Annotated in this window: 27 protein-coding genes; 13 read left to right on the plus strand and 14 right to left on the minus strand. The window is 72.2% G+C overall.

The genetic code is table 11. From position 1 onward, the window contains the following. The first annotated feature begins 24 nt into the window (after window positions 1–24). From ybeY to era, 5 genes are all read left to right on the plus strand, one after another. Window positions 25–498 carry an rRNA maturation RNase YbeY gene (ybeY, locus tag ACWEQG_RS02170; protein ID WP_076437834.1) on the plus strand — a complete coding sequence of 158 codons (474 nt, stop codon included), beginning with the start codon at window positions 25–27 and terminating at the stop codon, window positions 496–498. Further along, on the plus strand, window positions 495–1,790 hold the full coding sequence (locus ACWEQG_RS02175; protein WP_363469646.1) for a hemolysin family protein: 1,296 nt from the start codon (window positions 495–497) through the stop codon (window positions 1,788–1,790). Before ybeY ends, ACWEQG_RS02175 begins: the two co-directional genes overlap by 4 nt. Before the next feature lie 277 nt (window positions 1,791–2,067). Continuing rightward, window positions 2,068–2,727 carry a hypothetical protein gene (locus tag ACWEQG_RS02180; RefSeq protein WP_452280963.1) on the plus strand — a complete coding sequence of 220 codons (660 nt, stop codon included), beginning with the start codon at window positions 2,068–2,070 and terminating at the stop codon, window positions 2,725–2,727. Then, window positions 2,724–3,059, plus strand: coding sequence for a cytidine deaminase (locus ACWEQG_RS02185; RefSeq protein ID WP_346226559.1), 336 nt, complete (start codon window positions 2,724–2,726; stop codon window positions 3,057–3,059). Before ACWEQG_RS02180 ends, ACWEQG_RS02185 begins: the two co-directional genes overlap by 4 nt. Window positions 3,060–3,061: 2 nt before the next feature. After that, window positions 3,062–3,973 carry a GTPase Era gene (gene era, locus ACWEQG_RS02190; RefSeq protein WP_452280965.1) on the plus strand — a complete coding sequence of 304 codons (912 nt, stop codon included), beginning with the start codon at window positions 3,062–3,064 and terminating at the stop codon, window positions 3,971–3,973. Window positions 3,974–3,977: 4 nt separating this feature from the next. On the opposite strand, the gene ACWEQG_RS02195 is transcribed toward era, so the two are convergent. The 7 genes from ACWEQG_RS02195 to ACWEQG_RS02225 all read right to left on the minus strand — a co-directional run bounded on the left by ACWEQG_RS02195 (window position 3,978) and on the right by ACWEQG_RS02225 (window position 9,461). Further along, the gene (locus tag ACWEQG_RS02195; RefSeq protein ID WP_452280967.1) at window positions 3,978–4,460 is read right to left on the minus strand and encodes a hypothetical protein; all 483 of its coding nucleotides are present in this window, start codon (window positions 4,458–4,460) and stop codon (window positions 3,978–3,980) included. A gap of 190 nt (window positions 4,461–4,650) precedes the next feature. Further along, complete coding sequence (locus tag ACWEQG_RS02200; protein WP_452280969.1) at window positions 4,651–5,502, minus strand: urease accessory protein UreD; 852 nt, start codon at window positions 5,500–5,502, stop codon at window positions 4,651–4,653. Between the two features lies 1 nt (window position 5,503). Then, window positions 5,504–6,226 (minus strand): urease accessory protein UreG, encoded by a 723-nt coding sequence (ureG, locus tag ACWEQG_RS02205; RefSeq protein WP_452280971.1) that lies wholly within the window; start codon window positions 6,224–6,226, stop codon window positions 5,504–5,506. 41 nt (window positions 6,227–6,267) lie between these two features. After that, window positions 6,268–7,116 (minus strand): urease accessory protein UreF, encoded by an 849-nt coding sequence (locus ACWEQG_RS02210; protein WP_452280973.1) that lies wholly within the window; start codon window positions 7,114–7,116, stop codon window positions 6,268–6,270. Continuing rightward, complete coding sequence (locus ACWEQG_RS02215) at window positions 7,116–8,834, minus strand: urease subunit alpha (RefSeq protein ID WP_452280975.1); 1,719 nt, start codon at window positions 8,832–8,834, stop codon at window positions 7,116–7,118. The genes ACWEQG_RS02210 and ACWEQG_RS02215 overlap by 1 nt, the downstream gene beginning before the upstream one ends. Then, the gene (locus tag ACWEQG_RS02220) at window positions 8,827–9,162 is read right to left on the minus strand and encodes an urease subunit beta (RefSeq protein ID WP_452280977.1); all 336 of its coding nucleotides are present in this window, start codon (window positions 9,160–9,162) and stop codon (window positions 8,827–8,829) included. The genes ACWEQG_RS02215 and ACWEQG_RS02220 overlap by 8 nt, the downstream gene beginning before the upstream one ends. Beyond that, on the minus strand, window positions 9,159–9,461 hold the full coding sequence (locus ACWEQG_RS02225; protein ID WP_139579487.1) for an urease subunit gamma: 303 nt from the start codon (window positions 9,459–9,461) through the stop codon (window positions 9,159–9,161). The genes ACWEQG_RS02220 and ACWEQG_RS02225 overlap by 4 nt, the downstream gene beginning before the upstream one ends. Before the next feature lie 182 nt (window positions 9,462–9,643). Here ACWEQG_RS02225 and urtA point away from each other — a divergent pair, with 182 nt between their 5' ends. Genes urtA through urtE form a run of 5 tightly spaced genes read left to right on the plus strand, consistent with a single transcriptional unit; the run spans window position 9,644 to window position 14,232 of the window. Continuing rightward, window positions 9,644–10,870 (plus strand): urea ABC transporter substrate-binding protein, encoded by a 1,227-nt coding sequence (gene urtA / locus ACWEQG_RS02230; RefSeq protein WP_452280979.1) that lies wholly within the window; start codon window positions 9,644–9,646, stop codon window positions 10,868–10,870. 9 nt (window positions 10,871–10,879) lie between these two features. Then, window positions 10,880–11,734, plus strand: coding sequence for an urea ABC transporter permease subunit UrtB (gene urtB / locus ACWEQG_RS02235; protein WP_363465493.1), 855 nt, complete (start codon window positions 10,880–10,882; stop codon window positions 11,732–11,734). Continuing rightward, on the plus strand, window positions 11,731–12,795 hold the full coding sequence (gene urtC, locus ACWEQG_RS02240; RefSeq protein ID WP_452280981.1) for an urea ABC transporter permease subunit UrtC: 1,065 nt from the start codon (window positions 11,731–11,733) through the stop codon (window positions 12,793–12,795). Before urtB ends, urtC begins: the two co-directional genes overlap by 4 nt. Beyond that, the gene (gene urtD / locus ACWEQG_RS02245; protein ID WP_452280983.1) at window positions 12,792–13,553 is read left to right on the plus strand and encodes an urea ABC transporter ATP-binding protein UrtD; all 762 of its coding nucleotides are present in this window, start codon (window positions 12,792–12,794) and stop codon (window positions 13,551–13,553) included. Before urtC ends, urtD begins: the two co-directional genes overlap by 4 nt. After that, window positions 13,540–14,232, plus strand: a complete 693-nt coding sequence (urtE, locus tag ACWEQG_RS02250; protein ID WP_363465484.1) for an urea ABC transporter ATP-binding subunit UrtE — start codon at window positions 13,540–13,542, stop codon at window positions 14,230–14,232. The genes urtD and urtE overlap by 14 nt, the downstream gene beginning before the upstream one ends. Here urtE and ACWEQG_RS02255 read toward each other — a convergent pair. After that, complete coding sequence (locus tag ACWEQG_RS02255; RefSeq protein ID WP_452280985.1) at window positions 14,211–14,906, minus strand: tetratricopeptide repeat protein; 696 nt, start codon at window positions 14,904–14,906, stop codon at window positions 14,211–14,213. The two genes, urtE and ACWEQG_RS02255, sit on opposite strands and share 22 nt — an antisense overlap. 340 nt (window positions 14,907–15,246) lie before the next feature. Between ACWEQG_RS02255 and ACWEQG_RS02260 the strand changes: the two genes are divergently transcribed. Both ACWEQG_RS02260 and ACWEQG_RS02265 read left to right on the plus strand, forming a co-directional pair. Continuing rightward, the gene (locus ACWEQG_RS02260; RefSeq protein ID WP_452280987.1) at window positions 15,247–16,296 is read left to right on the plus strand and encodes an RNA polymerase subunit sigma-70; all 1,050 of its coding nucleotides are present in this window, start codon (window positions 15,247–15,249) and stop codon (window positions 16,294–16,296) included. 61 nt (window positions 16,297–16,357) lie between these two features. Continuing rightward, window positions 16,358–17,197 carry an SgcJ/EcaC family oxidoreductase gene (locus tag ACWEQG_RS02265; RefSeq protein WP_452280989.1) on the plus strand — a complete coding sequence of 280 codons (840 nt, stop codon included), beginning with the start codon at window positions 16,358–16,360 and terminating at the stop codon, window positions 17,195–17,197. 41 nt (window positions 17,198–17,238) lie between these two features. Here the strand turns inward: ACWEQG_RS02265 and ACWEQG_RS02270 are convergent, their stop codons facing one another. From ACWEQG_RS02270 to ACWEQG_RS02285, 4 genes are all read right to left on the minus strand, one after another. Continuing rightward, complete coding sequence (locus tag ACWEQG_RS02270) at window positions 17,239–18,084, minus strand: NAD(P)H-binding protein (protein ID WP_452280991.1); 846 nt, start codon at window positions 18,082–18,084, stop codon at window positions 17,239–17,241. Window positions 18,085–18,111: 27 nt separating this feature from the next. Then, window positions 18,112–18,516, minus strand: coding sequence for a hypothetical protein (locus tag ACWEQG_RS02275; protein ID WP_452280993.1), 405 nt, complete (start codon window positions 18,514–18,516; stop codon window positions 18,112–18,114). 265 nt (window positions 18,517–18,781) lie between these two features. Then, window positions 18,782–19,387 carry a response regulator transcription factor gene (locus ACWEQG_RS02280; RefSeq protein WP_452280995.1) on the minus strand — a complete coding sequence of 202 codons (606 nt, stop codon included), beginning with the start codon at window positions 19,385–19,387 and terminating at the stop codon, window positions 18,782–18,784. A gap of 73 nt (window positions 19,388–19,460) precedes the next feature. After that, window positions 19,461–21,356, minus strand: coding sequence for a sensor histidine kinase (locus ACWEQG_RS02285; protein WP_452280997.1), 1,896 nt, complete (start codon window positions 21,354–21,356; stop codon window positions 19,461–19,463). A gap of 209 nt (window positions 21,357–21,565) precedes the next feature. Here ACWEQG_RS02285 and ACWEQG_RS02290 point away from each other — a divergent pair, with 209 nt between their 5' ends. Further along, the gene (locus tag ACWEQG_RS02290) at window positions 21,566–22,216 is read left to right on the plus strand and encodes a DUF1579 family protein (RefSeq protein WP_452280999.1); all 651 of its coding nucleotides are present in this window, start codon (window positions 21,566–21,568) and stop codon (window positions 22,214–22,216) included. 64 nt (window positions 22,217–22,280) lie between these two features. Here the strand turns inward: ACWEQG_RS02290 and ACWEQG_RS02295 are convergent, their stop codons facing one another. Both ACWEQG_RS02295 and ACWEQG_RS02300 read right to left on the minus strand, forming a co-directional pair. Next, a complete protein-coding gene (locus ACWEQG_RS02295) occupies window positions 22,281–23,291 on the minus strand; it encodes a GNAT family N-acetyltransferase (protein ID WP_452281001.1) in 1,011 nt (336 codons plus the stop codon). Between the two features lie 75 nt (window positions 23,292–23,366). Beyond that, window positions 23,367–23,612, minus strand: coding sequence for a DUF2630 family protein (locus ACWEQG_RS02300; RefSeq protein ID WP_452281003.1), 246 nt, complete (start codon window positions 23,610–23,612; stop codon window positions 23,367–23,369). Between the last annotated feature and the right edge of the window lie 215 nt (window positions 23,613–23,827).

Below are 23,827 nucleotides of genomic sequence, written 5' to 3' on the forward strand. Positions count from 1 at the left end.
GAGCATGACGGGTGAGGAGACCCCGTGAGCATCGAGGTGGCCAACGAGTCCGGCGTCGAGGTCGACGAGTCGGCTCTGGTCGAGCTGGCCGGTCACGTCCTGGGCCGGATGGGGATCAACCCGCTGGCCGAGCTGTCGATCCTGGTGATCGACGAGGCGGCGATGGCCGAGCTGCACGAGCAGTGGATGGGGGAGCCCGGCCCGACCGACGTGCTGGCCTTCCCCATGGACGAGCTGCGGCCCAACTCCGGCGGCCGGGACGAGGACGACGCCCCCGACCCGGCGCTGCTCGGAGACGTGGTGCTGTGCCCGCAGGTGGCGGCCAAGCAGGCCGCCGAGGCCGGGCACAGCGCGCAGGACGAGCTGGAGCTGCTGTGCACGCACGGCATCCTGCACCTGCTCGGCTACGACCACGCCGAGCCCGAGGAGCACGCCGAGATGTTCGGGCTGCAGGACGAACTGCTCGGCGCCTGGCGGGAGGTGCGGCGTAAGCCGTGAGCAACGGCTGGCTGCTTTCCGCCGTCTTCCTGATCGTGGCCGGCGGCCTGCTGGCGAGCGCGGAGACGGCGCTGACCCGCATCTCCCGGGTGCGCGCGGAGGAGTTCGTCAAGGAGGGCCGGCGCGGCGGGGTGCGACTGCAGGCGATCGTCGCCGATCCGCCGCGCTACCTCAACCTGGTGCTCCTGCTACGCCTGAGCTGTGAGCTCATCGCCACGGTCATCACGACGCTGCTGTTCATCGACTGGCTGGGCGACCGCGGACAGGCGTACGCCGGGGCGGCCGTGGTCATGATCCTGGTGAGCTACGTCATCGTCGGGGTCATGCCGCGTACGCTCGGCCGCCAGCACGCCGAGCCGGTCGCGCTGGCGAGCGCGCCCATCGTGTACGGGCTGACCCGGATCTTCGGCCCGCTGCCCGAGCTGCTGATCCTGCTGGGCAACGCGCTCACTCCCGGCAAGGGCTTCCGCGAGGGCCCGTTCACCTCCGAGGCCGAACTGCGCGACCTCGTCGATCTGGCCGAGCAGCGCAGGGTCATCGAGCCCGACGAGCGGGAGATGATCCACTCGGTCTTCGAGCTGGGTGACACGCTGGTGCGCGAGGTGATGGTGCCGCGCACCGACATGGTGTTCATCGAGCGCGGCAAGACGCTCAACCAGGCGCTCTCGCTCGCCCTGCGCAGCGGCTTCTCCCGGGTCCCGGTTGCCGGGGAGAACGAGGACGACGTGGTGGGCATCGCCTATCTCAAGGACATCGTCCGCCGCATCCAGGACACGGGCGACGGCGGCGTCCGGGTGGACGAGCTGATGCGTCCCGCGACGTACGTGCCGGAGAGCAAGCCGATCGACGAGCTGCTGCGCGAGATGCAGGCGCGGCAGATCCACCTCGCCATCGTCATCGACGAGTACGGCGGCACCGCCGGCCTCGTCACGATCGAGGACGTCATCGAGGAGATCGTCGGTGAGATCGCCGACGAGTACGACCAGGAGGCCCCGCGGGTCGAGTGGCTGGACGACGGGGCGGTGCGGGTGACCGCGCGGCTTCCGGTCGACGAGCTCGGCGAGCTGTTCGACACCGAGATCGAGGTCGAGGACGTCGACACCGTCGGCGGCCTGCTGGCCCACGCCCTGGGCCGGGTGCCGATCGCGGGCTCGGAGGCGGTCGTCGGGGGCCTGCGCCTGACGGCCGAGAACCTGGCCGGACGCCGCAACCGGATCAGCACCGTCGTCGTGCGCCGCGAGGAGCCCGCGACGGGCGACGAGGTCGTGACGGCCGACGCCGGCCACGAGTGACGACGCTCCGCCCGGCCTCTGCAAGCGTCCTTCAAGCGTGCTGCAAGTGCGCGGGGCCATTGTTGTCCCAGGCGCTCAGAAGGGGTTCGGGGCGCCTCATTGGGGAGTCCGGCGCGCCGGGAGGGGTTCGCGGCGCACCGGAGCCTCCCTTGGGGGATCCGTACATCGACGCGGGGCTCTCACCCGGCTCAGGGTGAGGGCCCCGTTTCGATTACGCAAAGTGATTACCCGTACGCGGTCGGGGGAAGGAAACCTCCGGCAAAGCGGGGAGGCGGGTATGCGGATCGTCCACGCGGCCGTCGCGGGCTGCCTGGTCCTGGCCACCGGCGGCTGCGGCACGGGCGAGGTCACCTACGCCGCCGTCCGGGCCCCCGCCAAGGCGGGCGACGCGAGCGGTGTGCGGGCCCTTCTCGGCAGGATGGACGGCCTTCCCGACGCGTTCTTCAGCCACGCCCGGGCGCCCTGGCGCCCGCCGTTCCGTCCCCGCGCCCGCGCCTGCCGCATGCTGTTCGACGCGGCGGCGGGCAGGCTGCCACGCGAGGGGCTCAGCGGCACGGCCGCCGCCACGTACCAGGGCGCGCACACCGGCGAGCTCGCCGGGGTCGGCGTCGCCGTCTACGACGGGGGTGAGGCGGCCGGGCACCTCGCCGCGCTCCGCGACGCCCTCGCCCGTTGCGCGACGGCCGACGCCGGCACGCCGTACGACCGCCTGGCGGCCACGCGGACGCCGCTGCCCGGAATCGGCGGCGCGGACGCGGCCGCCCGTGCCCTGGCCGGCCGGGTCGGCGGCTACCCCTACCGCATGCACCTGGTCGTCGCCCGCTCCGGCCACACGCTGATCGCGCTCGTCCACGCCGGTCTGACCCCGCCCGACCCGGACCGTACGGCCGAACTGACACGGCTGCTCGTCCGTGAGGTCGGTACGCTTGACGCGTGACAGAGACGCTGGACCCCGAGGACAACAAGATCATTACGCTGGCCAGGTCGGCGCGGGCGCGCGGCGGCACTCCCGAGGGCGCCGCGGTGCGCGACGAGACCGGCCGGACGTACGCCGCGACCACGGTGGAGTTGCCCTCGCTCCGGCTCTCGGCCCTGCAGGCGGCCGTGGCCATGGCCGTGTCCAGCGGGGCGAAGTCCCTGGAGGCCGCGGCGATCGTCACCGAGGCCGACGACCCGGCGGAGCCGGACGTGGCCGTCGTCGAGGACATGGGGAACGGCACGCTCTTCCTGGCCGCTCCGGACGGCTCGCTGAAGGGCCGGTACATCTGACGATGAACGCCGAACCGAGCGGTTTCCGGGCGGGCTTCGCCTGCTTCGTCGGCAGGCCCAACGTCGGCAAGTCCACGTTGATGAACGCCCTGCTCGGCACCAAGGTGGCGATCACCTCGTCCAAGCCGCAGACGACGCGGCGGGCCATCCGCGGCATCGTCCACCGGCCGGACGCCCAGCTGGTGATCGTGGACACCCCCGGCTTCCACCGTCCCCGCACGCTCCTGGGCGAGCGTCTCGACAGCCTGGTGCTGTCCACGCTCACCGAGGTCGACGTCATCGGGTTCTGCGTCCCGGCCAACGAGCCGATCGGCAAGGGCGACCGGTTCATCGTCGAGAAGCTCGCGGCCGTCAAGAAGACCCCGCTGGTGGCGGTCGTCACCAAATGCGATCTGGCCACCCGCGAGCAGATCGCGCACCAGCTCCTGGCGGTGTCCGCGCTGGCCGAGTTCGCGGAGATCGTCCCGGTGTCCGCGCAGGGCGGCGAGCAGCTCGAGGTCCTCGCCGACCTGCTCGTCAAGCGGCTGCCGGAGTCGCCTCCGCTGTACGCCGGAGGGGAGCTGACCGACGAGCCGGAGCAGGTGCTGGTCGCCGAGCTGATCCGGGAGGCCGCGCTGGAGGGCGTGCGGGACGAGCTGCCCCACTCGATCGCGGTGGTCGTCGAGGAGATGCACCCCCGGGAGGGCCGCGACGACCTCCTCGACGTGTACGCCCACATGTTCGTCGAGCGGCCCACGCAGAAGGCGATCGTGATCGGCCCCGGCGGCGCGAGGCTCAAGGACGTGGGCACCCGCGCCCGGCAGCAGATCGAGGCGCTCCTCGGCACCCGGATCTACCTCGACCTGCGGGTGAAGGTCGCCAAGGAGTGGCAGCGCGACCCCAAACAGCTGCGGCGGCTCGGCTTCTACGACTGAAGAATCACCGGCGGCGCAGCAGCGCGGCGGCGGCCAGGACGGCCAGCGCGACCGAGGCCAGCAGGGCGGCGAACCAGCCGTACTGGATCGTGGGGTGCACCCGAAGCAGCCCGGCGACCTGGAAGTCGAGCCGGCCCACGAGGTCGCGCGGGTCGGCGAGGAACATGGCCAGCGCGAAGGCGGCCACCGCGCCGGGCAGGATCGCCAGCCCGGTGAACAGCCAGTTCCGCGCCGCGCCGAGCACGCCGAGCAGCATGGCCGTGATGCCGGCGCCCAGCACGAACCAGCCGGGGCCCGCGTCCACGCCGCGCACGGCGCGCGTGAGGGAAGCGTCGAGGACGCCGAACTCGGCGGTGAGACCGGCCCACGGGAGCAGCGCGGTCACGGCCAGTGCGAACCCCGCGACGAAGACGCCGGCGGCCCGCAGGACGCCGGCCACGCTGGTGCCTCGCCGCGACCGGCCGGGATGCTGCGTGGGTTCCGACACGATCACCAGGCTACGGCGCGGGGCGGCGAGTTTCAGCCCCGGCCACGGCCGGCGGCGGTGTCCGCGAGCGTCGGCCGGGCCGGTCATAGTGCCGGAAGGAACCTCCGGTCCTCGCGAAGCCCGCTCCGCTGCCGTCCTCGCTCCCTCCACTCCGCTTCCTCCACCCTGATGGACGCCGGTGGACAGCGCCCTAGTAGGAGTTCGCCAGTTCGTGGTCGTCGGCGGCGGGTGGTCCGGAGGCCGAGGCGGGCCGGACGGCGGCCGGTGGCCGGGGTGGCGGGGCGGCGTCGGCGGCCTCCTCGCCGCGCCGCAGGCGCTCCCTGAGCTGGACGGCGTCCGCGCCGAGCGCGCAGACCTGCACGCCGGGACCGGCCAGGGGCAGGGCCGCCCAGCCGTCCCCCAGGACGGCCCGGCGCTCCGGCCCGGCGTAAGGCTCCTCGGGCGGAGCCCAGGCGGGGCCCGCGAGGAGGGTCGAGCCGACGCATCGGGCGTCCCCGTAGACGGCCGGGCTGCCGTCCACGGTATCTTCGCCGATCACAAGGTCCTGGCGGAGCAGGGGCCGCCCCGCCACGGTCGCGTCGAACCGCGCGTGGCCGCGTCCCGGACGTTCGCCGTGCCGCCCGAACACGATCTCCTCCCGCCAGAAGACCGTGGCGCCCTCGGCGAGCGAGAGCCGTACGACGAGGCGGTGGTCGCATCCGGCGGCGAGGACGGTCGGCTCGGGGGAGAAGCGCAGGGCGGCGCCCGCCCCGACCCGCGCCCGGACGACCATGACCGAGGGGGTGTCCGCGAGACCGGGCAGCACCAGCGTGGCGGCCACCGAGCGGACCTCCAGCGAGGTGCCGGGGGCGACGTCCACGGCGAGATCGAGGCGGTCCCCGCGCAGCGGGCCCGCACCCGTCGAGACGAGGTGGACCCGCCGGGGGCCGGTCTGCCGCAGCGTCAGCGGCGGGTCGGAGCGGAGCGTCTCCAGCCGGGTCCGGCCTCCGCCCGCGGCCTCCGTGCGGATCAGCGCCCGCGCCGTCACGGCGCCGGATGCCATGTCAGGGCGCCGCGGCCGGGTGGGGGCCGGAATCACTGTGAACGGCGTGGTGGTGGTGTGGTTCCCCGTGCTCGCGCCGCCAGGCGTCGACCATGGTCACCACCCACTCCGCGACGGTGTGCGCGGACCTGTCCTCCCTGATCGAGGTGAACAGCACCGGTTTGCCGTCCCGTACGGCCGCCGCGTCGCGGGACATCACGGTCAGATCGGCGCCGACCATCGGCGCGAGGTCGGTCTTGTTGACCACGAGCAGGTCGGCCGAGGTCACCCCCGGCCCGCCCTTGCGCGGCACCTTGTCGCCGCCCGACACGTCGAGTACGAAGATCTGCCGGTCGGCCAGACCCCGGCTGAAGGTGGCGGTGAGGTTGTCGCCGCCGCTCTCGACGATGACGAGGTCGAGCGGCCCGAACCGCTCTTCCAGCGTCTCGACGGCGTCCAGGTTGGCCGCGATGTCGTCGCGGATCGCGGTGTGGGGGCAGCAGCCGGTCTGCACGGCGAGGATGCGGCCGGGGTCGACGACCCCCGCACGGCGCAGGAAGTCGGCGTCCTCGGTGGTGTAGATGTCGTTGGTCACGACCCCGAGCCGCAGGGTCGGGCCGAGACTGCGGCACAGCGCCGCCACCAGGGCGGTCTTGCCGCTGCCGACCGGCCCGCCGATGCCGAGGCGGAGCGCCCGCCCGTGGGGCTCGGCCGGGTCGTGGACGTCGTCGTGGTGAGCGCCCATGGGGAACCTCGTCTTTCTCGTGCGGGTTGTCGGGTCGGAGGTCAGGAGACGAAGAGCTTCGCCGGGTTGGTCAGGTGTCCCTCCGCCAGGAGGTCGAGCGCGGGCGCGCCGTGCCCGGGCAGCGCCCGCCACGCGGCCCGCCATCCCGCGTGCCGTCCCGTGCTGCGATCGTCCGGCTCCTCGCCGGACTCCTCGTACGGCTCCTCGTCCGGCTCATCGTGGAGCGGGACGGCGTCCGCGAGCGAGTCACAGGCGGCGTGGGCCATCTCGTCGAGCGCGGGCGCGAGGTCGGCGAGCAGGCGGTGGACGGCGACCGGGTCGAGGCCGAGGAGCCGCACCGCGGCCGTGGCCGGGCCGGTGACCGTGGCGTAGGCGGCGGCCAGCGCGGCCTGGAGGGGCCCGCAACCCGCGGCGGCCGCGACCGCGCCGAGCGCGACCGGATGGTGCGGACCCTCCGGCACCGCTCGCACGAGCGCGTCCAACGCGGCCGAGGGCCACATCCGGCGGGCCGTGCGCAGCAGGAGCCGCCCCTGGGTGCGCGCGGCCTCCCGCTGGGCCGGTGAGGCGGTCCGGGCGTCGGCCTCGGCGTCCAGCCGCCGCCACAGCGCCGTCACCGGCTCACCCGCGGCATCGGCATCGGCACCGCGGCCGGCTGCGGATCCCAGGGCGACCTCGGAGACCGCGAGCTCGCACGCGGCGGCGGCGAGCGCGGCGGTGACGAGGCCGGAGGTGGCGAGCCTGCCGCGCAGGAACCGCGCCAGGTCGCCGGTGCCGGTGACGGCGCCCAGCCGTACGGCCTCCTCCACGCCGCCCGAATGGGCGTGCCCGCCCGCCGGCAGCCGGGAGTCGGCCAGCAGCAGCAGCGCCGCGTCCCCCTTCACGGCGGACATCAGAAGAGGAAGTAGCGCTGCGCCATCGGCAGCGACTCGGCCGGGGCGGGTTCGATCAGCTCGCCGTCCACGCGTACGGCGAAGGTGTCGGGATCCACGCGGATGTCCGGCAGGGCGTCGTTGAGCGGCATCGCGTCCTTGCGCCGGGCGCGGACGTCGGCCACCGGGACCAGCCGCCTGCCGACGGCGAGGCGGCCGGCCAGGCCGTCCTCCAGCGCGAGCGGCGCCACGAAGTGCAGCGAGGTCGCGGCGGCGGTGACCGGGGCCGCGCCGAACATGGGGCGGGGGAGCACGGGCTGCGGCGTCGGAATCGACGCGTTCGCGTCGCCCATCTGGGCGTACGCGATGACGCCGCCCTTGACTACGAGGTCGGGCTTGACCCCGAAGAACGCCGGGCTCCACAGCACGAGGTCGGCGAGCTTGCCGGGCTCCACCGACCCGATCTCCGCGTCCAGCCCGTGGGCGATCGCCGGGTTGATCGTGTACTTCGCCACGTACCGGCGGGCGCGGAGGTTGTCGGCGGGGCCGTCGCCCGGCAGCGCCCCGCGACGCCGCTTCATCACGTGCGCCGTCTGCCACGTACGGATGATCGTCTCGCCGACCCGGCCCATGGCCTGGGAGTCCGAGCCGATCATCGAGATCGCGCCCATGTCGTGCAGGACGTCCTCGGCCGCCATCGTCGTCGGCCGGATCCGCGACTCGGCGAAGGCCAGGTCCTCCGGGATGGCGGGGTTGAGGTGGTGGCACACCATGAGCATGTCCAGGTGCTCGTGGTGGGTGTTGACCGTGTGCGGCCTGGTCGGGTTCGTGGACGAGGGCAGCACGTTGGCGTGGGAGGCCACCGTGATGATGTCCGGAGCGTGGCCGCCGCCGGCGCCCTCGGTGTGGTAGGCGTGGATGGCCCGGCCGTCGATGGCCCGCAGGGTCGACTCCACGAAGCCGGCCTCGTTCAGCGTGTCGGTGTGGATGGCGACCTGCACCCCGGTGGCGTCGCAGACCCGCAGGCAGGCGTCGATGGCGGCGGGGGTGGTGCCCCAGTCCTCGTGCAGCTTGAAGCCCGACGCCCCGGCCCTCAGCTGTTCGAGCAGCCCCTCCTCGCTGACCGTGTTGCCCTTGCCGAGCAGGGCCACGTTCACTGGGTAGGAGTCCAGGGACTCCAGCATCCGGCCGAGGTACCAGGTGCCGGTCACGGTGGTGGCCTTCGTGCCCTCGGCGGGTCCAGTGCCGCCGCCGACGACCGTGGTCACGCCCGAGGCGAGCGCCTCGTCGAGGATCTGCGGGCAGATCAGATGGACGTGGGAGTCGACCGCGCCCGCGGTGACGATCTTGCCGTTGGCCGCGAGGATCTCGGTGGACGGGCCGATGACGAGGTCCGGGTGGACGCCGTCCATCGTGTCGGGGTTGCCGGCCTTGCCGATCGCGGCGATCCGGCCGTCGCGGACGCCGATGTCGGCCTTGACCACGCCCCAGTGGTCGAGGATGACCGCGCCGGTGATGACCAGGTCGGCCGCGCCCTCCGCCCTCGTGGTGCGGGCCTGCCCCATCGACTCGCGGATGACCTTGCCGCCGCCGAACACCGCCTCGTCGCCCGCCCCGGCGGGTCCCATCGACAGGTCTTCGGTGACCTCGACGTACAGGTCGGTGTCGGCCAGGCGCACCCGGTCGCCCGTGGTGGGGCCGTACAGCGCGGCGTAGCGCGCGCGCTCGACGCTAGACATCGGTCCTCCCGTCGAGGGGACCGGCCCACTCGGGGCGCAGTCCGGGTACGACGCGGTTCCCCGCGAGCGGGACCAGCGTGACGTCGCGCTCCACCCCGGGCTCGAACCTGATCGCGGTGCCCGCGGGGATGTCGAGGCGGGTGCCCCAGGCCGCCTCCCGGTCGAACTCCAGCCCGGGGTTGGCCGCGGCGAAGTGGTAGTGCGACCCGACCTGCACCGGCCGGTCGGCGGTGTTGACGACTCTCAGGGTGATCCGCTCCCTGCCGGGGTTCAGCGGCACGGCGCCGTCGCCGCAAAGGATCTCGCCCGGCACGCCCGCGCCGCTCATGTGATCGGGTTGTGGACGGTGACGAGCTTGGTGCCGTCGGGGAAGGTCGCCTCGATCTGGACGGACTCCAGCATCTCGGGCACGCCCTCCATGACGTCCTCGCGCCGCAGGACCTTGCGGCCGGCGTCCATCAGGTCGGCGACGCTGCGGCCGTCGCGGGCGCCCTCCAGGAGGAAGGACGCGATGAGGGCCGTCGCCTCCGGATGGTTGAGGCGAAGGCCGCGCTCCTTGCGCTCGCGGGCCACGCCCGCGGCGACGTGGATGAGGAGCCGTTCCTGTTCGTGTGGAGTGAGCCGCATGGCGGGACGATAGGTACCCGCCGTTTCCCCCGCGTTACCCGCCGATTTCGTACGCGTATCCGGACGGCGGTGAGCTCTCGCTAATGAGTTGTTAACCGCCGGGATTTCGGCGGGAAATACCGCGCGCCCACCTTGACGGCAGACGGATCGGCGCGGGGGCCGTAGCGGCAAGGGAGAGGCAATTGCGGAACTCATTATGGCGTGCCGGAGCGGTGTTCGCTCTCGCGGCCGCGACGCTCGCGGCATGTGGCGGACAATCCTCTACAAGTGGTACATCTGCCTCGTCTGGGGGTTCTGACACCATAAAGGTCGGCATCCTGCACTCCCTCAGCGGCACGATGGCCATCAGCGAGGTCACGGTCAGGGACGCGGAGCTGCTCGCGATCGAGGAGGTCAACGCGGCCGGCGGGGTGCTGGGTAAGAAGCTCGAGCCCGTCGTGGAGGACGGCGCCTCCGACTGGCCGACCTTCGCGGAGAAGGCCACCAAGCTCATCGCGCAGGACAAGGTCGCGACCGTCTTCGGCGGCTGGACGTCCGCGAGCCGTAAGGCGATGCTCCCGGTCTTCGAGAAGCGCAAGGCGCTGTTGTGGTATCCGGTCCAGTACGAGGGCCTGGAAAGCTCGCCGTACATCTTCTACACGGGCGCGACGACCAACCAGCAGATCGTCCCCGGGCTCGACTATCTGAAGGAGAAGGGCAAGAAAAAGCTCTTCCTCGTCGGCAGTGACTACGTCTTCCCGAGAACCGCGAACAAAATCATCAAGGCGTACGCCGCGGCGAACGGGATGGAGGTCCTCGGCGAGGAGTACACCCCGCTCGGGCACACCGAGTACAGCACGCTGGTCAACAAGATCGCCGAGGCGAAGCCGGACGCGGTCTTCAACACCCTGAACGGCGACAGCAACGTCGCGTTCTTCAAGCAGCTCAAGAGCACCGGGATCAGCGCCGACCAGATGCCGGTCATGTCGGTGTCCGTGGCAGAGGAGGAGGTCCGGGGCATCGGGGTCGACAACGTCGCCGGGCACCTCGTGGCCTGGAACTACTACCAGACGACCGACACCCCGGCGAACGAGAAGTTCGTCGCCGCGTTCAAGGCGAAGTACGGCGCCGACAAGGTGACCTCCGACCCGATGGAGGCCGGATACAACGCCGTCCACCTGTGGGCCGAGGCCGTGAAGAAGGCCGGGAGCACCGACGTGGAGGCCGTCAAGAAGGCCGCCGGCGGGGTGTCCCTGGACCGGCCCGAGGGCAAGGTCACCATCGACGGCGACAACCAGCACGTCTACAAGACCGCGCGCATCGGGGTCGTCCAGCCGGACGGCCAGATCAAGGAGGTCTGGAACTCCGGCGAGCCGATCAAGCCGGACCCCTACCTCAGGACGTACTCCTGGGCCGGCGGCCTGGTCTGACGCGCCGACATGGAGGGAATTGTCAACCAGCTGCCGATCGGGCTGTCGATCGGAGCGGTCCTGCTGCTCATCGCCCTCGGGCTGACGTTCACCTTCGGGCAGATGGGCGTGATCAACATGGCCCACGGCGAGTTCATCATGGCGGGGGCCTACACGGCCTACCTGCTCCAGGGAGTGGGCTTCCTGGTCGCCCTCCCGGCCGCCTTCGTGGTGGCCGGGGTCATGGGCCTGATCCTGGAGCGCACGCTGGTCAGGCGCTTCTACGGCCGCCCGCTGGACACGCTGCTGCTCACCTGGGGCGTCAGCCTCATGCTCCAGCAACTGGCCCGTGACCTGTTCGGTGCGCCCAACGTGCAGGTGTCCTCGCCCGCCTGGCTGCGCGGCGGCGCCGGGATCCTACCCTACAACCGGCTGTTCATCCTGGCGCTCGCCGCGGCGTCGGTGCTCGCGATCTGGGCGTACATGAACCGGACCGGGCAGGGGCGGCGCATGCGGGCGGTGATGCAGAACAGGAGGCTCGCGGCCACGAGTGGCATCGACACCGGAAGGGTCGACCAGCGGACGTTCTTCATCGGCTCCGGCCTCGCCGGGGTCGCGGGGGTCGCGCTCACGCTGATCGGGCCGGTCGGGCCGACGCTCGGGACGTACTACATCGTGGACGCGTTCCTCGTGGTCGTCGCCGGCGGCCTGGGACAGCTCCGCGGCGCGGTGCTGGCCGCGATCGGCCTCGGCCTGCTGAACTCCTACGCCGAGTTCTGGAGCGACGCCAGCCTCGCCAAGGTGGTGGTCCTCGTGGCGATCATCGGCTTCCTGCAGATCCGGCCGCAGGGGCTGTTCTTCGTCCGATCGCGGGCGCTCACATGACCGCCCTCACGGTCTCGCGCCGGGTCCTGACCGGCCGGTGGCAGGGCCCCGCGGCCTTCACGGCGGTGGCGGTGCTCGCCCTGGTGGTGGCGCCGCTGCTGCTGGAGCCGTTCCGCCTCGGCCTGCTGGCCAAGTATCTCTGCTACGCGATCGTGGCACTGGGCATCGGCCTCGCCTGGGGGCAGGGCGGCATGCTCACGCTCGGGCAGGGGGTGTTCTTCGGCCTCGGCGGCTACGCGATGGGCATGTATCTCAAGCTCAACGACGCCGGCGGGGACCTGCCCGACTTCATGGTCTGGAGCGGGGTGGAGAAGCTGCCGGCGCTGTGGAAGCCGTTCGGCAACCCGGTCTTCGCGCTGGCCATGGTCGTCGTGCTGCCGGTCGCGGTCGCGCTGCTGCTCGGCGCGCTGGTGTTCCGCCAGCGCGTACGAGGGGCGTACTTCGCGATCCTCACCCAGGCGCTGGCGGCGGCGCTGGTGATCCTGCTGGTCGGGCAGCAGGGGCTGACCGGCGGCACGAACGGCCTGACCAACTTCTTCGACTTCTTCGGCCGCGACGTGGCGGCCGACGAGACCCAGCGGGGCCTCTACCTGCTGGTGGCGGTCGTGCTCGGGGCGCTCTACCTGGGCGCCAGGCAACTCGTCCGCAGCCGGTTCGGACGGCTGCTGCTCGCGGTGAGGGACGGCGAGGACCGGGTGCGCTTCCTCGGGTACGACCCCGCCACGGTGAAGACGCTGACCTTCGCCGTCTCGGCGGGCATGGCCGGCATCGCGGGGGCGCTGTTCGTGCCCGTGGTCGGCATCATCTCGCCGGCCCTGCTCGGGGTCGTGCCCTCGCTCGAACTCGTCGTGGCGGTGGCCGTCGGCGGCCGGTTCGCGCTGGCCGGCGCGGTGCTCGGCGCGGTCGTGATGGGGTACGCGCGGACGTACTTCAGCGAGGAGCTTCCGGACGCCTGGCTGTACCTGCAGGGCGCCCTGTTCGTGCTCGTCATGACGTTGGCGCCCAAGGGCATCGCCGGCTTGGCCGCCGCTCTCGTACGGAGAAGGGAGGCGAGGGCGTGACCGAGCCGCTCTTGGACATCCGCGGGCTGGAAGTCGCCTTCGGCGGCTTCCGGGCGCTCGACGGCGTGGACCTGACCGTCGGCCGTGGTGAGCTGCGCTTCTTGATCGGGCCGAACGGCGCGGGGAAGACCACCCTCATCGACGTGATCACGGGCCTGACGAAGCCGACCGCGGGCACGGTGCGGTTCGAGGGGCAGGACCTCACGGGCCGCAGGGAGCACGAGATCGTCCGGCTCGGCGTGGGCCGCACCTTCCAGACCTCGGTGGTCTTCGAGGAGCTCACCGTGCTGGAGAACCTGGATCTCGCCGCGTCGTTCCGCCGCCCCCTGTGGTCGCTGCTGCGCCGCAGGCGCGGGGTGTCGGAGGAGGTCGCGGCGGCGCTGGAGACGACCGGGCTGGCCGGGCTGGCCGGCAGCAGGGCCGGGGTGCTGTCCCATGGGCAGCGGCAGTGGCTGGAGATCGGCATGCTGATCGTCCAGCGGCCCCGGTTGCTGCTGCTCGACGAGCCGGTCGCCGGCATGTCCTCCGGCGAGCGCGAGCGCACCGGAGAGCTGCTCACCGAGGTCGCCCGCGACCACACCGTGGTCGTGGTCGAGCACGACATGGACTTCCTGCGCCGCTACGCCTCACAGGTCACCGTCCTGCACGAGGGCAGGGTGCTGACGGAGGGCTCGGTGGAGCAGGTGCGGGCCGATCCGCGCGTGCAGGAGATCTACTTGGGACGGGCGCGGGAGGGTGCCGAGGATGCTGTCCGTTGAGGGACTTGAGTCGGGGTACGGCCGGGCCCGGGTGCTCTTCGGCGTCTCGCTGGAGGTGCCCGCCGGAAGCCTCGTCTGCGTGATGGGCCGCAACGGGGTCGGCAAGACGACCCTGCTCGACACCGTCATGGGCGTGCTCCCGGCGACCGGCGGGACGGTGACGTTCGAGGGCAGGGACGTCACCCGGCTGCGCCCCGACCAGCGCGTACGGCTCGGCATGGGCTACGTGCCGCAGGGGCACGAGACCTTTCCCCAGCTCACCGTGATGGACAACCTCCTGGTCACGCTGGAGGCGTCCGCGCACCGTGAGCACGCGGCGCTGGAGGAGGCCCTGGAGGTCTTCCCCCGGCTCAAGCCGCTGCTGAAACGGCCGGCGGGGTTCCTGTCCGGCGGCCAGCAGCAGCAGCTCGCGATCGCCCGCGCCCTGGTCACCCGGCCGAGGCTGCTGATCCTGGACGAGCCGACCGAGGGCATCCAGCCGTCGATCATCCTGGAGATCGAGGAGGCCGTCGAACGCCTGCACGCGACCGGTCTCGCGATCCTGCTGGTGGAGCAGTATCTGGACCTCGCGCTGCGGCTGGCCGACGGGTTCGTGATCCTCGACGCCGGACGGGTGGTCAGGTCCGGGCCCGCGCGGGAGCTCCAGGACGAGGAGGTTCACCGCCTGTTGTCCGTCTGACCCTGGCCGTCCCGCCGCGCTGCCGGATCTCCGGCATCCGGAACGTCTGGGCCAGGTCCGCCGGCGTGGTGGAGGCGCCGGTGAAGGCGGTGGGCGTGCTGCAGGTGGGCGCGTGCCGCCGTGTGGTCGCCCGTGGCCCGGGCCAGGTGGGCGAGTTCCGTGTGCGCGTCGGCCTGTCCTTGGTAGTGGCTGATCTGTGAGGCGAGGGCGAGGGAGGTGGTCGCGTGCTCGTGGGCGGTCTGCGGAGCGCCCAGCCCGCGATGTACGACGGCCAGGTTGTAATGGGCGTCGGCCTGGTTCATGAGGTCTCCCAGCTCCCGGAACACCGAGAGGGCCTGGTCCAGGTGAGCTCGCGCGTCGTGGTATCGGCACAACTGCTCGTCCAGCATGCCGAGCTGCCTGTGGCAGATGCCGACGCCACGGCGCTGCCCGGCCTGCTCGAACAGCTCCAGCGCCCGCGTGAGATGGTCGCGGGCAGTGGTGTGGCTGCCCTCCAACCGGTCGAGGATGCCGAGGTTGGCATGGGCGAACGCCCATTCGACGAGGTCGTCGCCCGATGGGCTGGAATAGACCGTCAGCACCGCGGCGTCGATGGCGCCTCTGGTGTACCGGAAGAGTCGTTCGCCGGCGGCGGCCAGGTGCCGGGCGCTGTCGTGCTGGTCCGATTCGATCAACGCGGCCCCGCGGCGCCGGTGCTGAACCGTCCCTCGCCTTCGCCATGCTTCCAGCGTGCTGCCCGACCTGAGAAGTGTCGCGCGCAGCGGCCGTGGCGGGGTCTCGGTCTCGCCGGGCCGGGGCCTGCGATCGACCGTTCGGGACGCCTCAAGCGCCCCGACCCCCGGGAGTCTAAGCTGGAGGAGAGGAAGCGATCGCACGTGTGAACGCCTTCGGCCGAGCCGGAGGCTCCGCGCCGCCCGTGCGGCGGGGGCCCGTCCGGACCCGGCATTGCGCACGGCCCGACCGCTTCCTCCACTGTCTCCGGCGTCGCCCCCCGAGCCGGGGCAGGATGGGCGGATGAGTGGGGAACGGATCGGCCTGACGGGGCAGTCCGGGGCCGGGCTGCTGGCCGCGGCCCGTTCCGGCGACGGCGACGCCTTCGGGCGCCTGGTGGGGTCGTTGCGGGACGAGCTGCGCGCGCACTGCTACCGCATGCTGGGATCGGTTCACGACGCGGAGGACGTCGTCCAGGACACGCTGGACCGGGCGTGGCGCGCTCTGCCGCGGTTCGAGGACCACGAAGGGGACGGCGGATCTGTGCGGCCCTGGCTGTACGCGATCGCCACGAACAGGGCGCTGACGCTCATCGAGCGGCGTGGGCGGCGCGAGCTGCCCGCCGACCTGAGCCCGGGAGGCGTACCGCCGGCCGAGACGGCGTGGGTCGAGCCGTTCCCGGACCGGTTCGTCAGCTGGACGGCGGAGCTGGGCCCGGAGGCCCGCGCCGTGGCCCGGGAGAGCGTGGAGCTGGCCTTCGTCGCCGCGCTGCAGCACCTGCCCGCTCGGCAGCGAGCCGTGCTGCTGCTGCGCGACGTCCTCGGCTACGACGCCGGCGAGGCCGCCCGCCTGCTGGAGACGACCGTCGCCGCGGTCAACAGCGCGCTGCAGCGGGCCCGCGGCACGCTCGGCCGCCTGCTCCCGCCCACCACCCAGCAGCGGACTCTCGGCCTGCTCGGCGAACCGGCGTGGCGGGAGACGGCCCGGCGCTACGCCGCCGCCTGGGAGGCCGCGGACGTGGACGCCATCGTGGCGATGCTGACCCACGACGCGAAGTACTCGATGCCGCCGCTGACCGCCTGGTTCCACGGGCACGACGGCATCCGCGGCTTCCTGCTGGAGACGGCCGGGAACCGGCGCTGGCGCTTCCTGCCGGCGCGGGCGAACGGGCAGGTCGCCTTCGGCACCTACCTGTGGGACGACGACCGCGGCGTCTACGCCGCCGCCGGCCTGGACCTGCTCGCGCTGCGCGGACCGCTGATCGCCGAGGTGGTCTCGTTCCTGGACGCCCACCTGCCGGCATTCGGCCTGCCGGCGGAACTGACGCGGGCGGATGTGGCGGCTGACCGATGAGTTCGCCGGTCGCCGAGGGTTGTACACGGTGACAGCGGACGACCCGGAAGGACCGAGCCAGATGACCGAAGACCACGAGCGGATCCGCGACCTGATCGAGCGCTGGGCCGAGGCGGTCCACCGCGGTGACATCGATGGAGTCGTGGCCGACCACGCGGGCGACATCGTGATGTTCGACGTGCCGCCGCCGTACGAGGGCGTACGCGGCCTGGACGCCTACCGCGAGACGTGGCCGCCCTTCTTCGCCTGGCAGGCACAGGGCGCCTGCTTCGAGATCGAGTCGCTGGACGTGACCGCGGGGGAGGACGTCGCGTTCGCCCACGCCCTGTTGCGCTGCGGCGGCCCGGAAGAGCTCGCGGCCAACCCGCGGATGCGCCTGCGGCTGACGCTCGGCCTGCGCAGGCAGGACGGCCGCTGGGTGATCGCCCATGAACACCACTCGTTCCCGTACGTCGAGCCGGGCGCCGATTCGGGAGCGGCCGAGGAGGAGGTGCGCGAACTGCACCGCCGGTGGTTCGCCGGCACCGCCGCCGGGGACCTGGACGGCCTCATGACCGGCATCGCCGAGGACGTCGTCTCCTACGAGCACGTCGGGCCGCTGCAGCACCGCGGCGTCGAGGCGGTGCGCGAGGTCTGCGCGCGCGGCCTCGACGCCGCCGAGGACGGCGTGAGCTGGGACGTCCCCGACCTCAAGATCCTGGCCAGGCAGGACCTGGCGGTCGCGTGGGGGCTCAACCGCATCCGGGTGGAGCAGACCGGCGGGGACAGCACCGAGACGTGGTCACGCGGGACGCGTGTGTTCGAAAGGCGGGACGGCGCGTGGGAGATGATCCACCAGCACCTCTCCTTCCCGAGCGATCCGGACACCGGCGAGGCCCGGACCGCCCTGCGTCCGCGGTGAGCCCCGGCCGGATGTCGAGCCGCCGCTCGGCGTGCACCGGCTCAAGGGGCCCGAATCTCGCGGAAGGCGTCGGCATGCGCGTTCGCCCACTGCTCGAAGGTGCGGGGTGGGCGGCCGGTCACCTCGCGCACAGTGGGGTGGACGCGCGACTCGTCCAGCGTGCCGTCGGCGAAGAACCGGAAGAACGCGTCGACATACCGCGCGGGCATCCGCGCCTCCATCTCGGCCCGGGCCTCGGCGTCGGTCAGGCCTTGGCAACGCAGATCCCTGCCGAGCAGCCCGGCGAGGACGGCCACCTGGTCGGCGGGCAGCAGCGCCCGTGGGCCGGTCACTTCGTGGATCAGGCCGTCGTGCCCGTCGTCCAGCAGCGCCCGGGCCGCGACGGCGGCGATGTCGAAGGGATCGACGGCGGCGGTGCGCACGCCGGCGAACGGCACGCGCACCACGTCACCGGCCTCGAGCTGAGGCAGCCAGCGCAGGGCGTTGGACATGAACGACCTCGGCCTCAGGATGGTCCAGGGCAGGCCGGATGCCCGCACCGCCCGCTCGGAGAGGGTCATGTAGCGGGAGACGGCGTTGGTCATGTCCTCCAGCGCGGCCGAGCCGCCCGTCAGCAGTACGACCCGCTCCACCCCGGCCCGGCGGCAGCGGACCAGCAGGCCGGGCATGTCGTCGTAGCCCGGCAGGAGGAACACTCGGCGGACACCGTCGAACGCCTCGGTCAGGCTCTCCGGCCGGTTGAGGTCGCCGCCGACGGGCTCCGCGTCAGGGGGCAGGGCGGCGTTTCCGGGGTTCCGGACGAGCGCCCGGACCCGTTCACCCGCCCCGAGCAGCGCCTCGACCAGCTCTGAGCCGACGTTCCCGGTCGCGCCGGTCACCAGGATCATTCACATCTCCATCCACCTGCAGGGGGTCTAGGCGGCCCGGATGAGTCCGGCCGCCAGGGTGATGAGCGCGGCCGCGAGGAGGAGGGCGCCGGTCCGCGTGAGCGCCGTGCCGTACGAGCTCCGGCCCTCCTCGCCGACACCGAGGTGCAGGAAGAACCCGCCCGACTGGGCCAGCACTCCGGCGAGCAGGGCGGCGCCGCACAGCCATTCCAGGCCGTCGGTGAAGCCGGCGCGGGGCAGATACAGCAGATAGACGAGTGAGAGCACCAGGAGCACACCCGCGTGCGCGTGGCCGGCGCGGAAGAAGCGCTCGCGGAGGGCTCCGAGCCTGCCGCGGTCGGTGGTGATGAACCGCAGCAGCGCGTGCCCGCCGAACTCGACGGTGACGATCGACAGGATCGCGACGACCGGCAGGGCTTCGGTGGGCTCCATCAGCGTGCCCCGGCTCCTGCGAGGGCCGCCCGTTGCGGCGTGTTGCCCGTCTTTCCCATGACATCTCCTGCTCACAAGACGGCAGAGCCGCGGCACGCGACGGACGCCGTTCGGTGGATCTTGGTGCACCGAAATCGTGGCAGAAGGCCGGAGAAGGCCGTCAGTGCCTCAGTAACCCGGTCGATGTGCATTTCGCATAGCCGCCCGGCGGCCTGGGCGGCAGGGCGCCACCATCGGGAGCCTGCCCGCTCGTCGGGAGCCCCGGCTAGATCCAGCCGGACTCGGTGGCGATCCGGATGGCGTCGACCCGGTTGCGGGCCCCCAGCTTGGCGACCGCCGAGGTGAGGTAGTTGCGCACCGTGCCGTAGGTCAGGAAGAGCCGCTCGGCGATCTCGGCGGGCTGCGCGCCCGTGGCCGACATGCGCAGCACCTCCGTCTCGCGCTGGCTGAGCGGGCTTTCCGGCGCCTCCAGCGCGACCAGCGCCAGCGACGGATCCACCGCTCGTCCCCCCGCCGCGACGGTCCTGATCGCCGCGGCGAGCTCGGCCGGCCGGATGTCCTTCGGAACGAAGCCCGCGACCTGGACGCCCAGCGCCCTGCGCAGGACGCCCGGTTTGGTCAGCGCCGTCAGGATCAGGACGGCGCACTCGGGCAGCGCCCTTCGCAACTCGGCCGCCGCGGCCACGCCGTCCAGCCCCGGCAGGTCGATGTCGATCACGGCCACGTCGGGCCGGTGCTCCAGCGCCGCGGGCACGATCTCCAGGCCGGAGGCGACCCCCGCCACCACCTCGATGTCGTCGTGCGACGACAGTAGCTCGATCAGCGCTTCGCGGAGGATGTGCATGTCCTCCGCGATGAGGACGCGAATCACGCGCATCACCCTTCCGGCCCTCGAACGAACGGCCTCGACCGGCATCCGACGGACACCGATCATGCCAGCGGTCTCAGGTCCGGGAGAGCCGGCTGCCCGAGACCGGACGGAAGGCCTCCGGGCCGCCGCCGGGCTCGGCCGGCGCCGGGAACTCGGCGAGCACCTCGAAGCCGTCGCCGGCGCGGTGTCCCGCCGTCACCCGCCCGCCGGTCCGCGCCGAGATGCTGTCGAGCCCGGTGCCGCGCCGTTCCGGCGTCTCCGCTTCCTCCCGTACGGTGGCGCCGTCGTTGACCATCCGCAGCCGTACGCCGCCCGCCGTGCCCGACACGTTGATCTCGCAGGTGCGGGCCTGACTGTGGCGCAGGACGTTGGTGACGCCTTCACGGAGCACCGCGGCCAGGGCGGTGTCGACCGCCGCGGGAAGCGGACCCGTCTCGACGCGCACCACCGTCGTGATTCCGGCCTGCGCCAGCACCTCGCGGGCTGCGTCGATCTCGACGCCCAACCGCAGCTCGACCCGATCGCCCGTGATGGAGTCGAGTTCCACGAGGGCCCGTTCGACCAGTGACCCGAGTGAGGCGATCTGGGTTCTGGCCCTTGCGGGGTCGGTGCCGAGCAGGCGTTCGGCGACCTCGCCCTTGAGGGCGACCGCCGACAGGCTGTAGCCCAGGATGTCGTGCAGGTCACCGGCGATCCGCAGTCGTTCGCGGCGTACCGCCGCCTCGGCGAGCTCGTGCCGGGTCCGCTCCAGCACGGTGAGCAGTCCGCTCAGCCGCCCGAGGCAGTACACCAGCCACATGATCATGATGTGGCCGCCGAAGTTGGCCAGCGCGGCGGGGAGGTCGTCGATGAACAGGTAGTCGCGGTCGATGCGGTGCAGGAACCAGGTGAGGTGGCCGCCCAGGACGACCCCGACGATCGCCCAGGAGCGTGGCGGCCGCACGTTGAGCAGCAGTTTGCCGGTGAAGACGCTCAGCAGACGGTCCCAGGCGTCGGGGACGACAAGCAGGGGCAGCAGGATCAGCAGGCTCTGCGCGATCAGCACCGCCCGCGACTGCGGAAGCACCTGGAGGATCACGATGACGACGAGCAGGACGGCGGCGGAGGCGAAGGCCGGCCAGTCGCCGGGGCGGACGTAGACCAGGGTCTTCAGGACGAGCAGGCACTGGATGACCAGGACCGCGAGCAGCACACGTCGTGCCAGCCGCGGCGACTCGATCGGCGCCGGGATCCTCTCGGGGGCGTCGGCGCGGTAGGCGCCGGCCGTGGCACGCACCTCCGCCAGGGTGCGCCGCGCGAGTTCGATCCCTTCCCGGAGGGAGTGCCGCGCCTCGCCCGGCTCCTGCCGAGCCGCTGTCCGCATCCGGAACACGATCGCCTGGAGTTTTCCGCCGAGCAGCCGCCGCAGCTCTCCGTCCAGCCGCAGCCGTTCCCTCGACAGGGCCGTCTGGGCCAGTTCCTCGCGGGTCTGGTGCAGTCTCGTGACGGCCATGACGAGCCTGGACAGGCCGAAGACGATGAGACCGTCGTCCGCCGTGACGATCATGTAGCCGACGCCTGCCTGGAACTCTAATCCGGGATAGGCGTCGAAGCCGGGGAGGAGGACCAACGCGCCGGCCGCGGCCACGCTGAGGACGAACAGCGGCCAGGCGATCCGTGTGGGGAGCGCGCACAGCGCGGCGGCGGCCACGGTCCACGGCATCCAGTCCCAGGCCTCCCCGACGAACGGGAACGGCAGGAAGTAGAGCAGCACCACGGCGGCGAAGAGCCGGTATCGACCGGCTGGGCTCCAGCACCACATCGACAGCGCGATGAGCGGCGGGTAGGACGCCATCGGGAGCAGCACCCCGAGCACATCGGCGCCGCCGTCCAGCGCGCTGAACGCGCGGATGTAGACGAGGATGCCGAACGAGGCCCACAACATCGCCCTGGCCAGCCGGAGCGGAAGGTCGTCCGCGGTTCGCCCCACCCGCTGGGACCCTCCCATGAAGCGTGCGAAATGCACATCCAGCCGATGACGGGGACACTACCAGCCCCGATTCCCCCGATGTCATGATCCAGTACGTCCCGCCGCCGGCCTGGCGTACGAGAGCCCGGCCCATCCGCGCCCCGAGATCGTGTGGGCCGGCGCGGCCACACCACCTCGCCTGCCGGCCCCCGCAGCCCACGGAGACACCCATGCTGAAGAGTCTGTCCCTGTCCGTCGTCTCGGCCGCGGCCGTACTGGCCCTGACCGGCGCGCCGGCCACCACGACGGCCACCACGACGGCGCCGGTCGCCGCGACGGCCGCGCGCCCCCAGCGCGCAGCCGCCGACCCGCTCGAGCCGGGGCCGTTCCATCGCCGGCTCGACCCGCTGGCCGGCACCTGGAAGGCCACCAAGTACAACTACCTTCTCGGCGGCGACGGCAAGCCGGTCGTCTCCCGCGACATCACGGTCAAGACGCGATGGATCGCCAAGACGGGCGGCCGGTTTCTGAAGGAGGAGGCCGAAGGCGTCCTGGGCGGCCACCCCTACTACCGGCTCGGAATCCTCGGCTTCTCCACCATCGACCGGCGCTACGAGTGGACCACCTTCGACAGCGTCACCCCCACCGCGATGACCTATCGTGGCCCCGCCCTCGCCAAGGTCGGCAACGTGCTGTCGCTGCCCGGCACGTTCACCGACCCCGGCGTGCTCGGCCCTGAGTACGCCGGGAAGACCATTCCGATGCGCACAGTCATCACCATCAGGTCGAACGACCGGCACACCTTCGACTTGTACTTCACCCCGCCCGGCCGGCCCGAACGGCTGGTCGACCGCGTCGTCTACACCAGGAAGACCAGGTAGGCCCGCCGCGAGGCGCTCCACGCGGTTCGCCCCTGCGACGGTCAACGCCGGTCCGCGCCCATGCTCAGATGTCGAGCTGCCACTGGTACCAGGTGTCGAAGACCTCGAAACCCATCGCCTCGTTGATCGCCAGCATGTGCGGGTTCGCCGCGGAGTTCCACGTGATCACCCGCTCGACGGCCGGCTCGCAAGCGCGGAACCAGGTGATGTTGGCGAGCTTCAGCACCAGGCCGAGCCGCCGGCCCCGATGCGGGGCGAGGACCGTGGTCGCGGCCTGACGGGCCCAGCCCTCCGGCCGCTCGGCGTCCACCACCAGCTGGGTGAACCCCGCGGGCTCCCCGCCGGTCGTGTGCCGCGCGATCACCGTGTAGGTCCGCTGGCCCGCCCGCCCGAGCATCTCCTCGCGTGCGCGCACGCGGTCGGCGGTCCACCGCTGGTCCTCCATCGCGAGGTCGCCCAGCGGCTCGTCGTTCATGCCCTCGGCCAGGCGGGCCATGTCGTCGAGCAGGTCGTCGGGGGTCGGCCCCACCCACCGTTCGAGCGAGTACCCGGTGGCGTGCCGTACGGCCCGGGCCCGGAGGAGTTCGAGGCCGGACCAGTCGGCCGTGCGCAGGTCGAGCACCAGCCGGGTGTCGGTGGAGGCGGGGGCGAACCCGCGGGCCTTGGCGAAGGCCGTGCCAGGCCCGTCCGCCGGCGCCTCGGCGATCAGCACGCGTCTGCCCTCGTCGCGCGCCCGGCCGATCGCGTGGTCGAGCAGCATGCCGCCGACGCCCTCGCGCCGGCGCAGCGGATGCGTCATCAGCCGGAGCAGGGCGAGGTGGGTGTTGTCGTCCTGCGGAAAGTGGAGGATGTGGCCGCCGGCGACCTGGTCGCCGTCGCACGCCGCCCACGCCTCGGCCCGCTCGCCACCCGACCCGCTCCGGACGCTCGCCGCGAAGTGCCGCCACGACATCGTGGGACCCGGCTCGTCGCAGACCCGGGACACGGCGTACAGACCGGCCAGAGGGGAGTGACCCGCCGGGCCGTCGGGGTCGTCTTCCTCCTGCGCCGCGGGGACGACGCGCATCATGTGCATGCCGACAAGAATTCCGCACACCCTGTCAGGGGCGCGACTCATTTTCACATCGTGGAACAGCGGCGATGAAGGGGTCTACTGCGTGTAGTTCTCGACCTCGTTGACCGGCCGGGGGGAGGCGTAGTCGGGGTCCTCGCCCGCGTCCCGCCGGGCGCGGCGCTGGCGCAGCAGGTCCCAGCAGCGGTCGAGCTGCTCTTCCAGCGAGGAGATCCTGTCGTGCTCCTCCTCGGAGGTCAGCTCGCCCGCGACCAGCCGTTCACGCAGCGAGTGCTCCTCGTCGACCAGCTCGCTGATCTGCTTGAGGATGTCGTTGTCCTTCATGCGGCCTCCTTCGCATCAGGGCTCACCCTAACCCGGTGGTCCGTCTCGGAATGTGATCGGGTGTCTCTTCCGCCGGAGGGCGTCTGCTAGTCTGCTTGGCATGCTGCGCGGACTCCTTCTTATCCGCCGCGGCGAGGGCCTGTAAGAGGCCGGCTCCCTCGCCGCGGTGCGAGAGGCATGCGCGTCGGCCGCCCTGGTTTCTTCCAACGGCGCCC

The sequence above is a fragment of the Microbispora sp. NPDC004025 genome (genome assembly GCF_053604425.1).

What these genes read in the sequence shown, in the direction of transcription:
- ACWEQG_RS02180 (WP_452280963.1), top strand. Translation starts at nt 2,068, where the DNA reads ATGCGGATCGTCCACGCGGCCGTCGCGGGCTGCCTGGTCCTGGCCACC.
- era (WP_452280965.1), top strand. Translation starts at nt 3,062, where the DNA reads ATGAACGCCGAACCGAGCGGTTTCCGGGCGGGCTTCGCCTGCTTCGTC.
- ACWEQG_RS02200 (WP_452280969.1), bottom strand. Translation starts at nt 5,502, where the DNA reads ATGGCATCCGGCGCCGTGACGGCGCGGGCGCTGATCCGCACGGAGGCC.
- ureG (WP_452280971.1), bottom strand. Translation starts at nt 6,226, where the DNA reads ATGGGCGCTCACCACGACGACGTCCACGACCCGGCCGAGCCCCACGGG.
- ACWEQG_RS02210 (WP_452280973.1), bottom strand. Translation starts at nt 7,116, where the DNA reads ATGTCCGCCGTGAAGGGGGACGCGGCGCTGCTGCTGCTGGCCGACTCC.
- ACWEQG_RS02215 (WP_452280975.1), bottom strand. Translation starts at nt 8,834, where the DNA reads ATGTCTAGCGTCGAGCGCGCGCGCTACGCCGCGCTGTACGGCCCCACC.
- ACWEQG_RS02220 (WP_452280977.1), bottom strand. Translation starts at nt 9,162, where the DNA reads ATGAGCGGCGCGGGCGTGCCGGGCGAGATCCTTTGCGGCGACGGCGCC.
- ACWEQG_RS02225 (WP_139579487.1), bottom strand. Translation starts at nt 9,461, where the DNA reads ATGCGGCTCACTCCACACGAACAGGAACGGCTCCTCATCCACGTCGCC.
- urtB (WP_363465493.1), top strand. Translation starts at nt 10,880, where the DNA reads ATGGAGGGAATTGTCAACCAGCTGCCGATCGGGCTGTCGATCGGAGCG.
- urtC (WP_452280981.1), top strand. Translation starts at nt 11,731, where the DNA reads ATGACCGCCCTCACGGTCTCGCGCCGGGTCCTGACCGGCCGGTGGCAG.
- urtE (WP_363465484.1), top strand. Translation starts at nt 13,540, where the DNA reads ATGCTGTCCGTTGAGGGACTTGAGTCGGGGTACGGCCGGGCCCGGGTG.
- ACWEQG_RS02260 (WP_452280987.1), top strand. Translation starts at nt 15,247, where the DNA reads ATGAGTGGGGAACGGATCGGCCTGACGGGGCAGTCCGGGGCCGGGCTG.
- ACWEQG_RS02265 (WP_452280989.1), top strand. Translation starts at nt 16,358, where the DNA reads ATGACCGAAGACCACGAGCGGATCCGCGACCTGATCGAGCGCTGGGCC.
- ACWEQG_RS02270 (WP_452280991.1), bottom strand. Translation starts at nt 18,084, where the DNA reads ATGATCCTGGTGACCGGCGCGACCGGGAACGTCGGCTCAGAGCTGGTC.
- ACWEQG_RS02275 (WP_452280993.1), bottom strand. Translation starts at nt 18,516, where the DNA reads ATGGAGCCCACCGAAGCCCTGCCGGTCGTCGCGATCCTGTCGATCGTC.
- ACWEQG_RS02290 (WP_452280999.1), top strand. Translation starts at nt 21,566, where the DNA reads ATGCTGAAGAGTCTGTCCCTGTCCGTCGTCTCGGCCGCGGCCGTACTG.
- ACWEQG_RS02295 (WP_452281001.1), bottom strand. Translation starts at nt 23,291, where the DNA reads ATGCACATGATGCGCGTCGTCCCCGCGGCGCAGGAGGAAGACGACCCC.
- ACWEQG_RS02300 (WP_452281003.1), bottom strand. Translation starts at nt 23,612, where the DNA reads ATGAAGGACAACGACATCCTCAAGCAGATCAGCGAGCTGGTCGACGAG.